Origin of the sequence: Microbacterium sp. Leaf351 (genome assembly GCF_001423825.1) — a bacterium.
Taxonomy (GTDB): Bacteria; Actinomycetota; Actinomycetes; order Actinomycetales; family Microbacteriaceae; genus Microbacterium; species Microbacterium ginsengisoli.
Genome location: NZ_LMPK01000038.1, coordinates 215,900 through 224,565 on the forward strand (window position 1 = coordinate 215,900; position 8,666 = coordinate 224,565).

General features: G+C 71.0%; 9 protein-coding genes. 4 read left to right on the forward strand and 5 right to left on the reverse strand.

Annotated features, from left to right (window positions below):
- Window positions 1-586, forward strand: a 586-nt coding sequence (gene phoU, locus ASG00_RS13820; RefSeq protein WP_056210387.1) for a phosphate signaling complex protein PhoU, incomplete at its 5' end; no start/stop codon positions are given.
- A gap of 54 nt (window positions 587-640) precedes the next feature.
- Here phoU and ASG00_RS13825 read toward each other — a convergent pair.
- The gene (locus ASG00_RS13825) at window positions 641-1,390 is read right to left on the reverse strand and encodes a phosphoglyceromutase (RefSeq protein ID WP_056210288.1); all 750 of its coding nucleotides are present in this window, start codon (window positions 1,388-1,390) and stop codon (window positions 641-643) included.
- Between the two features lie 53 nt (window positions 1,391-1,443).
- On the opposite strand from ASG00_RS13825, the gene ASG00_RS13830 reads away from it, so the two are divergent.
- The gene (locus tag ASG00_RS13830; protein ID WP_045246758.1) at window positions 1,444-2,274 is read left to right on the forward strand and encodes a class I SAM-dependent methyltransferase; all 831 of its coding nucleotides are present in this window, start codon (window positions 1,444-1,446) and stop codon (window positions 2,272-2,274) included.
- A gap of 5 nt (window positions 2,275-2,279) precedes the next feature.
- On the opposite strand, the gene ASG00_RS13835 is transcribed toward ASG00_RS13830, so the two are convergent.
- The 4 genes from ASG00_RS13835 to ASG00_RS13850 all read right to left on the reverse strand — a co-directional run bounded on the left by ASG00_RS13835 (window position 2,280) and on the right by ASG00_RS13850 (window position 5,539).
- A complete protein-coding gene (locus ASG00_RS13835; RefSeq protein ID WP_235557423.1) occupies window positions 2,280-3,386 on the reverse strand; it encodes an FUSC family protein in 1,107 nt (368 codons plus the stop codon).
- The gene (gene ygfZ, locus ASG00_RS13840) at window positions 3,383-4,483 is read right to left on the reverse strand and encodes a CAF17-like 4Fe-4S cluster assembly/insertion protein YgfZ (RefSeq protein WP_056210290.1); all 1,101 of its coding nucleotides are present in this window, start codon (window positions 4,481-4,483) and stop codon (window positions 3,383-3,385) included. Before ygfZ ends, ASG00_RS13835 begins: the two co-directional genes overlap by 4 nt.
- Complete coding sequence (locus tag ASG00_RS13845) at window positions 4,480-5,082, reverse strand: FABP family protein (protein ID WP_056210292.1); 603 nt, start codon at window positions 5,080-5,082, stop codon at window positions 4,480-4,482. Before ASG00_RS13845 ends, ygfZ begins: the two co-directional genes overlap by 4 nt.
- A gap of 169 nt (window positions 5,083-5,251) precedes the next feature.
- Window positions 5,252-5,539, reverse strand: a complete 288-nt coding sequence (locus ASG00_RS13850) for a hypothetical protein (RefSeq protein ID WP_045246762.1) — start codon at window positions 5,537-5,539, stop codon at window positions 5,252-5,254.
- Window positions 5,540-5,658: 119 nt separating this feature from the next.
- Here ASG00_RS13850 and ASG00_RS13855 point away from each other — a divergent pair, with 119 nt between their 5' ends.
- Window positions 5,659-6,357, forward strand: a complete 699-nt coding sequence (locus ASG00_RS13855; protein WP_045246763.1) for a response regulator transcription factor — start codon at window positions 5,659-5,661, stop codon at window positions 6,355-6,357.
- A gap of 98 nt (window positions 6,358-6,455) precedes the next feature.
- Complete coding sequence (locus ASG00_RS13860) at window positions 6,456-8,615, forward strand: RNA degradosome polyphosphate kinase (protein ID WP_048809303.1); 2,160 nt, start codon at window positions 6,456-6,458, stop codon at window positions 8,613-8,615.
- The last annotated feature ends 51 nt before the right edge of the window (window positions 8,616-8,666 follow it).

Sequence of the window (8,666 nt, forward strand, 5' to 3'; positions counted from 1 at the left end):
AGCCATCGAGAAGGCCACGACGGCGTTCGGCACGAGCGACGTCGCCCTGGCCGAAGAGGTCATCGACAACGACACCATCATCGACGAGAAGGCGGTCGCGCTCGACGAGCTCGCGATCGACATCCTCGCCCGCCAGCAGCCGGTCGCCACCGACCTGCGCATGGTCGTCTCGGCCTTGCGCATCAGCGCGTCGCTCGAGCGCATGGGCGACATCGCCGAGCACATCGCGCAGCTGACCCGCATGCGCTTCCCCGACCGTGCGATCCCCAAGGGCCTGAAGAGCACGTTCACCAAGATGGGCGAGATCGACGTCGACCTGGCGCGCAAGCTCACCACCCTGCTCGAGACGCGCGACCTCGCCCTCGCGGAGGCCATCCGCAACGAGGACGACAAGCTCGACGAGCTGCACGTCAGCGTCTTCGAGAAGGTGCTCAGCGACTCGTGGAAGGGCGAGGCGTCGGCGACGATCGACGCCACGCTCGCGAGCCGCTACCACGAGCGCTTCGGCGACCACGCGGTCTCGATCGCGAAGAAGATGGTCTACCTCGCCACGGGCGACTGGACCGCCGACTCCATCGAGGACTGAGCGCGAACACGACGAAGGGGGCGGATGCCGCGGCATCCGCCCCCTTCGTGTCGCTTACTTGTTGCCCTGGTTCGCGACCGCGGCGGCACCGGCGGCGGCAGCCTCGGGGTCGAGGTACTCGCCCGGGCCGAGGGGCACGAGGTTCTCGTCGAGGCGGTAGACCAACGGGATTCCGGTGGGGATGTTGAGCTCGGCGATGTCGGCGTCGCTGATGCCGTCGAGGTGCTTCACGAGACCGCGCAGCGAGTTGCCGTGGGCGGTGACGAGCACCGTCTTGCCGGCAAGGAGGTCGGGGACGATCGCCTCGTGCCAGTACGGCAGCAGGCGGTCGATGACGAGCTTGAGCGACTCGGTGCGGGGCACGTCGCCGTCGATGCCGGCGTAGCGCGGGTCGTCGACCTGGCTGAACTCGTCGTCGTCGGCGAGCGGGGGCGGCGGCACGTCGAACGAGCGGCGCCACAGCATGAACTGCTCCTGGCCGTATTCGGCGAGCGTCGCGGCCTTGTCCTTGCCCTGCAGGGCGCCGTAGTGACGCTCGTTGAGGCGCCACGAGCGGGTCACCGGGATCCAGAGGCGGTCGGCGGCGTCGAGGGCGATGTTCGCGGTCTGGATAGCGCGGCTCAGCAGCGACGTGTGCAGCACGTCGGGGAGGATGCCGGCCTCGGCGAGGAGTCGCCCGCCGCGCGCGGCCTCGGCCTTGCCCTGGTCGGTCAGGCGCACATCGACCCAGCCGGTGAAGAGGTTCAGTTCGTTCCATTCGCTCTGCCCGTGGCGGAGCAGGATCAGCGTGTAAGGCGCGGTCATGCCCCCATGATATCGAGCGCGGATGCCCCTCCCCGGCCTGCGATCATGGTCGGATGAGCCCGTCCGCGAAGCCCGTGGGGCACGCGACGCGCGGCACGACCGGCACGAACCGGCTGCGGCGCGTCGACCGCTGGATCGCGGGGCATCCGGCGCTGCGGCAGGTCGAGGAACCCCTGGTCGTCGACCTCGGCTTCGGGGCGAGCGGGGTGACCGCGTTCGAGCTGGAGTCGCGGCTGCGGCGGGCGCATCCGGGTGTCGAGGTGCTCGGCATCGAGATCGATCCGGAGCGCGTGGCGCGCGCCGACGCGCAGCTCGCCGCGGTGCGGGCGGGACGCACGTCGTTCCCCGCCGATGCGCGGGTCTCGTTCGCCCGTGGCGGCTTCGAGGCGCGGGCCCCGCGGCCGCCCGCGGTCATCCGCGCGTTCAACGTGCTGCGGCAGTACGACGAGGCGGATGTCGCGGCCGCCTGGTCGCTCATGGCGTCCCGGCTCGACCCGCGCGGCGTCGTCGTCGACGGCACGTGCGACGAGATCGGCCGGGTGTGCACGTGGGTCGAGCTCGGCGCGGACGCCGTCCCCCGCACCCTCACGATCTCGCTGCGCCTCGCCGGACTCGAGGCACCGTCGATCGCCGCCGAGCGCCTGCCGAAGGCGCTGATCCACCACAACGTTCCCGGCGAGGCGGTGCACGCCCTGTTCGCCGCGCTCGACCGCGAGTGGACGCGTGCGGCACCGCTCGCGACCTTCAGCGCCGAGCAGCGCTGGCGGGCCGCGCTCGACGCGCTCGCGCGCTCGGGCACTCCCCTGCTCGCGCGTTCGCGCTGGCGGCTGGGCGAGGTCACGGTGCCGTGGTCGGCTGTGGCGCCCGCGGCATCCGCTCGCTGACGACGTCAGATGCGCGGGATCGCGCCGCGGGCGTCGGCCTCGGGCATGCCGGTCGCGACGAGCAGGTCGACCAGCAGCGGGCGCAGCGACGCCAGCAGGTTGTGGTCGCCCAGGGCCGCGTCGGGCAGCAGCGCGGCGGGGTCGAGGCGCCCCGCGACCGCCCGCAGCACGTCGCGCGCGGCCGGCTCGTACGAGATGTCGTCGAGCGCGAGGCGCACCAGCCCCGCCGCCGTCGAGATCTCGGCGAGCACGTCCGCGGCCAGCGGGCGCGGCATCCCGTCGTCGACGAGGTAGGCGGAGCGCCGGGCGACGACGCGGAGGTTGCGGATCGCGAGGTCCATGGCGCGCTGCACCCGCGCATGGCGGGCGATCTCCTCCCGCTGGCGTCGCAGGAACGGCGAGATGCGGGCGATCTCCGCGCTCGACTCGAGTGCGGCGCCCCAGGCGGAGATCGCGCCGCCCAACGCGCGCGCCTTCTCGAGCCCACGGTCGGCGCGCTCACGGCTGCCGGCGCGAAGTCCCGCGACGACCGTGTCGACGGCCGCGGTGAACCCCGCGAACGTCGCCTGCGCGTCGGCGAGCTCGGTGCGGCGGGTGCTGCGCGGCACGAGCGCGGTCACGAGCAGCGCCACCGCGCCGCCGACCGCCGCATCGAGCAGCCGGGTGAACGGCACCGTGATCGGCAGGATCATCACGATCGCCGACTGCGTCGCCGCCGCGATCGCGAACCCCGGCCGCGGTGAGATGAAGCGCGCGATCGCCATGGCGACGAACATCGCGATCGCCAGCTGCCACCAGCCGATCCCGGCCACGAGCACGATGAGCTCGGACACCAGGATGCCGAACAGCATCCCCACGACCGTCTCGAGCACGAGCCGCGGGCGCGCGTCGCGCACGAGGCCGAGGCTCGAGATCGGCACCGTCGCCGCCAGGAGCGGCGCGGCATGCCCGATGCCGAAATGCGCGACCGAGAACGACACCACGACAGCGACCACGATCTGGGTGATCGGTATGAGGGAGCCGCGCACGCGGTGAAGCGCGGGAGCGGGATCGAGTCGGGCCCGCCAGCCCACCGCGATCGGTGCGGTGATCGACGGCGGCTCGCCGCTCACGTGCGGCGCGAGAGCCGGGTGAGGCGGGGCACGGATGCCGCGGCCCCCGCGTCCCGCGGGACGATCTCGATGAGTGCGGCGGCGACGGGTCCGTCGGGGGTGTCCACCGTCGCCGGGGTGGCGACGTCGGCGCGACGGCTCACCACCGCGAGCCCGATCGGACCGTCGTCGACGTGCTGTGCCACCGAGGTGAGACGCCCGACGACGGCGTCACCGACGCGCACCTCCGCCCCCGCCGCGGGAAGCACGGCGTCGCTGCCGTCGAGCTGCACGGAGACGAGCCGGCGGGGAGGATGCCCCAGGTTGTGCACCTTCGCGACCGTCTCCTGCCCGCGGTAGCAGCCCTTGTCGAGATGCACCGCGGTGCGCAGCCAGTCGAGCTCGTGCGGAATCGTGCGCTCGTCGATCTCGGCCGCCCACCGGGGCCGCCAGGCGGCGATGCGCAGCGCCTCGGCGGCGAGCACGCCCGCGACGGCGATCTCGCCGGCCGCCGCAGCGCGAACGAGCGCGGCCTCGGTCTCCCGGGTGACGAGCACCTCGATCGCGCCGTAGCCGTGGCCCGGATGATCCTCGTCGGCCGCGTAGCCGACACCGCCGATGCCGATCTCCGGCCACAGATCGCGCCACACGAGACGCACGCCCGCCGGCGACGCGGCTTCGAGGTGCGCGAGCGCGGGGGCGCGGCATCCGATCACGGCGAACTCGTCGCTCGCATCACGGGGCGCGACGCGCAGCCGGAACCGCATGCGCAGCAGGAACGTCAGCAGGGGCTCGGCATCGGCCGCGTCGACGATGAGCCACGTGGTCTCGCCGTCGTCGAGAACGGATGCCGCGTGCTCCACGTGCCCCTGCGGGTCGAGCACGAGCAGCTCGCTGCTCTCACCCGGCGCGAGGGTCTTCAACGCCTGCGTCGAGATCGAGTCGAGCCAGCTGAGTCGGTCCTCACCGGGAACGGCGAGCACCCGACGGTCGGCACGAGGGACGATGGCGAGGCCGTCGCGCAGGGTGCGCTGCTCCCGCAGGGGGCTGCCGACGTGCTGCAGCACGCCCGCCTCGTCGAGCACCGCCGCCGGCACCTGCGACCAGTCGGCGCTCATGCGTCGGCCTTGGCGAGCCGCGCCGACGCGTGCGAGGACAGCTCGGTGCCGAGGGCCGCGACATCCCATGCCCACAGCAGGTGGCCGTCGACGAGCCCGTACATGCGGGTCGCGGCGGCGTAGTGCTTCGCGCCCGCTCCGCGCACGACAGCGTCGGTCGCGATGTCGATGCGCGGTCCGCGGATCTGTCCGAGGTACAGCTCGCTGATGCCGTCGGCGTGCGCGAGCACCACCTCGATCGGGAACCCGCCTTCGGGGGTGCGCAGGGCCTCCACGTCGTCGGCCGTTCGGGGCTCGGTGAGCGCGGTCGGCGGCAGCAGCCCCGGCCCGGCGTCGCCGTCGGTCGCGGGTCGCGAGAGCCGCCAGAACCCGGTCTCGGCCACGAGCGGCACGCGGGTCTCGCCCTGCAGAAGCCACGCGTGCGCGGTGTAGGTCAGCGCATCGCCGCCGTCATGGGCGAACGTCACGCGATGCTCGAACTCGCCCTCGAAACGATGACCGGATGCCTCGTAGTCGATGACACCCGTGCCCTGCCAGGCTCCGATGAGCCACGACAATGGCACCAGGTCGGCGGGGAGCTCGGTCGGGATGTCGATCACGACCGACTCCGTCAGCGCTGGCCGCGGAAGAGGTTCTTCAGCACCACGCCCGACACGAAGACGATGGCCAGCGACGCGAGTCCGAGAAGGCCCACGAAGAACAGTTCGAGCGCGACGAGATCCATGCCGCCCAGTCTAGTCGCCCCCTTCGCACCCGGCCGCGCCCTGGTTACGGGAAGACGGCGACGATCGCGACGACCAGGCTTACCGCGCCCAGGATGAGGAAGCTCCCGGCGACGCTGATCGCCATGCGCTGGATGAACCGGTGCGGACGTCCGCCGACGAGCTGCACGACGAACGACAGCACGAGGCATCCGGCCAGCACCAACGCGATCCCCGCGGAACGCCAGCCGTCCGGCGCGAGGACGGACACCACGATGCCCGCCACGAGGGCCACGACCCACACGGTCACGATGCCCGCGGTCGAGCGGGGCGGCGCCAGTTCGGGAGAGCTCACGCGATCATTCTCACCCACGCGCGCTCACGCGCGCATCCCGCACGGCGGACGCCCGCGCGAGCCGCGCCCTCGAAGCGCCTAGGATTGGGGCACACGTGGCCGCAGGGCCGGGAGGTTGCATGGCACAGCTGCTCATCTTGAGTTCGGCGCAGGGCAGTACGCCCATCTTGCCGTCCCTCGAGCTGCTGAGCCACCGCACCCGGCAGATCCCCGCCGAGCCCGCCCAGCTCGTGAACGCGCCGAGCGCGGACGTGGTGTTCGTCGACGCGCGATCCGACCTCGTCGGCGCGAAGTCGCTGTGCAAGATCCTGACGACGACCGGACTCGACGCTCCGCTCATCCTCATCGTGACCGAGGGCGGACTCACCGCCGTCTCGACGGACTGGGGAGTGGATGATGTGATCCTCGTGACCGCCGGACCCGCCGAGGTCGATGCGCGCATCCGCCTCGCGATCGGCCGGCTCTCCAAGGATCAGGTCTCCTCGCGCATCCAGACCTCCGGCATCACGATCGACGAATCCTCCTACTCGGCGAAGGTGCACGGCAAGCCGCTCGATCTCACCTACAAGGAGTTCCAGCTGCTGCACTTCTTCGCGACCCACCCGTCGCGGGTGTTCACGCGCGAGCAGCTGCTCAGCGAAGTCTGGGGCTACGACTATTTCGGCGGCACCCGCACCGTCGACGTGCACGTGAGGCGTCTGCGCGCGAAGCTCGGCGACCTCGAACAGCTCATCGGCACGGTGCGCAACGTCGGGTACCGCTTCAACGTGTACGAAGACGACCAGCTGCCCGCGACGGCGCCGGGCGCCCGCGCGTAGCCGCGGCATCCGCTCACGATCCGCCGCGTCCCGCTCGGACGGCCCGTCGGAAAACCGTTCACACGGGCGTCACCTCCTGCTGACATGATGAAGAGGTGATGGATCAGGATGTGCTCGACGCTGGTCTGGGCGACTCGGATGACGACGACTTCGACGAGATCGTCGAGGAGTCCGTCGCCGAGCTTCCGGAGGGCCGCTACCTCGACCGCGAGCTGAGCTGGCTCTCGTTCAACCAGCGTGTGCTCGAGCTCGCCGAGGACCCGGCGCTGCCCGTGCTCGAGCGCAGCAACTTCCTCGCGATCTTCGGCTCGAACCTCGACGAGTTCTTCATGGTGCGCGTCGCCGGGCTCAAGCGACGCATCATGACCGGACTCGCCGTGCCGACGAACGTCGGACGCGCGCCCATCGACGTGCTCGCCGACATCTCCGCCGCCGCCCACGCGCTGCAGGTGCGGCACGCACGCGCCTGGAACGACCACGTCAAGCCCGCCCTCAGCGAGTCGGGCATCGACATCGTCAGCTGGGACGATCTCAGCGACGCCGACAAGGGCCGGCTCTACGGGTACTTCCAGGCTCACGTGTTCCCGGTGCTCATGCCGCTCGCCGTCGACCCGGCGCATCCGTTCCCCTACATCTCCGGCCTCAGCCTCAACCTCGCCATCCGGGTGCGCAACGCCCGCACCGGACGCCAGGAGTTCGCGCGCTTGAAGGTGCCGCCGATGCTGCCGCGCTTCGTCGAGGTGCCGGGTGAGCGCGTGCGCTACCTCACTCTCGAAGACCTCATCGCCAACCACCTCGCCGACCTCTTCCCGGGCATGGAGATCGTCGACCACCATGCCTTCCGACTCACCCGCAACGAGGACGTGGTGATCGAGGAGGACGAGACCGAGAACCTCATCCAGGCCCTCGAGGCCGAGCTGATGCGGCGCCGCTTCGGCCCGCCGATCCGCCTCGAGATCGCCGACGACATGGACGAGGTCACGCTCGACCTGCTGCTGCGCGAGCTCGACATCACCGAGCAGGAGGTCTACCGGCTGCCCGCGCCGCTCGATCTTCGCGGCCTGTTCGACCTGTCCAAGATCGACCGCCCCGACCTCAAATACGCACCCCACGTGCCGACGACCGCGATCGCGTTCCAGCCCGGTGACAACAACGAGCGCCCCGACATCTTCGCGGCGATCCGCAAGGGCGACGTGCTGGTGCACCACCCCTACGAGTCGTTCGCGACGAGCGTGCAGGCCTTCCTCGAGCAGGCGGCGAAAGACCCCCAGGTGCTCGCCATCAAGCAGACGCTCTACCGCACCTCGGGCGACAGCCCCATCGTGCAGGCGCTCATCGACGCGGCGGAGGCGGGCAAGCAGGTGCTCGCGCTCGTCGAGGTGAAGGCGCGCTTCGACGAGGCGAACAACATCATCTGGGCGCGCAAGCTCGAGAAGGCCGGCGTGCACGTCGTCTACGGTCTCGTCGGGCTGAAGACCCACAGCAAGCTGGTGCACGTCATCCGCGAGGAGGGCGGGGTGCTTCGCAGCTACAGCCACGTCGGCACCGGCAACTACAACCCGAAGACCAGCCGCATCTACGAGGACTTCGGCCTGTTCACCGCGAGCGACGAGGTCGGCGGCGACCTCACGCGTCTGTTCAACGAGCTCAGCGGGTACGCGATCGAGAAGAAGTTCAAGCGCCTGCTCGTCGCACCCCTGCACCTTCGCAAGGGGCTGCTGCGCCTCATCGACCGCGAGCGTCGGCACGCCCTCGCGGGCAAGCCCGCGTCGGTGCGCATCAAGGTCAACTCGATGGTCGATGAGCAGATCATCGATGCGCTCTACCAGGCCAGCAACGCGGGCGTGACGGTGGAGGTGTGGGTGCGCGGCATCTGCAGCATCAAGCCGGGCGTCGAGGGGATGAGCGAGAACATCACGGTCCGATCGATCCTGGGGCGTTACCTCGAGCACTCCCGCATCTTCGCGTTCGCGAACGGCGGCGACCCGCAGGTGTACATCGGCAGCGCCGACATGATGCACCGCAACCTCGATCGCCGGGTCGAAGCGCTCGTGCGCGTCACGGCGCCCGCCCAGCTCACCGAGCTCACCGACCTGTTCGACCTCGCCATGAGCGAGTCGACCAGCTCCTGGTGGCTCGGCGGGGACGGCGTTTGGACGCGGCGCAGCCGCGACGCCGAGGGCAAGCCCCTGCTCGATCTCCAAGAGGCGACGATGACCGCCGTGCAGAAGCGACGTCGTCCGCGCGCGACCCGATGACGACGACCGTCTACGCGGCCGGCGGCGTGGTGTGGCGCCTCGTCGAGGGGC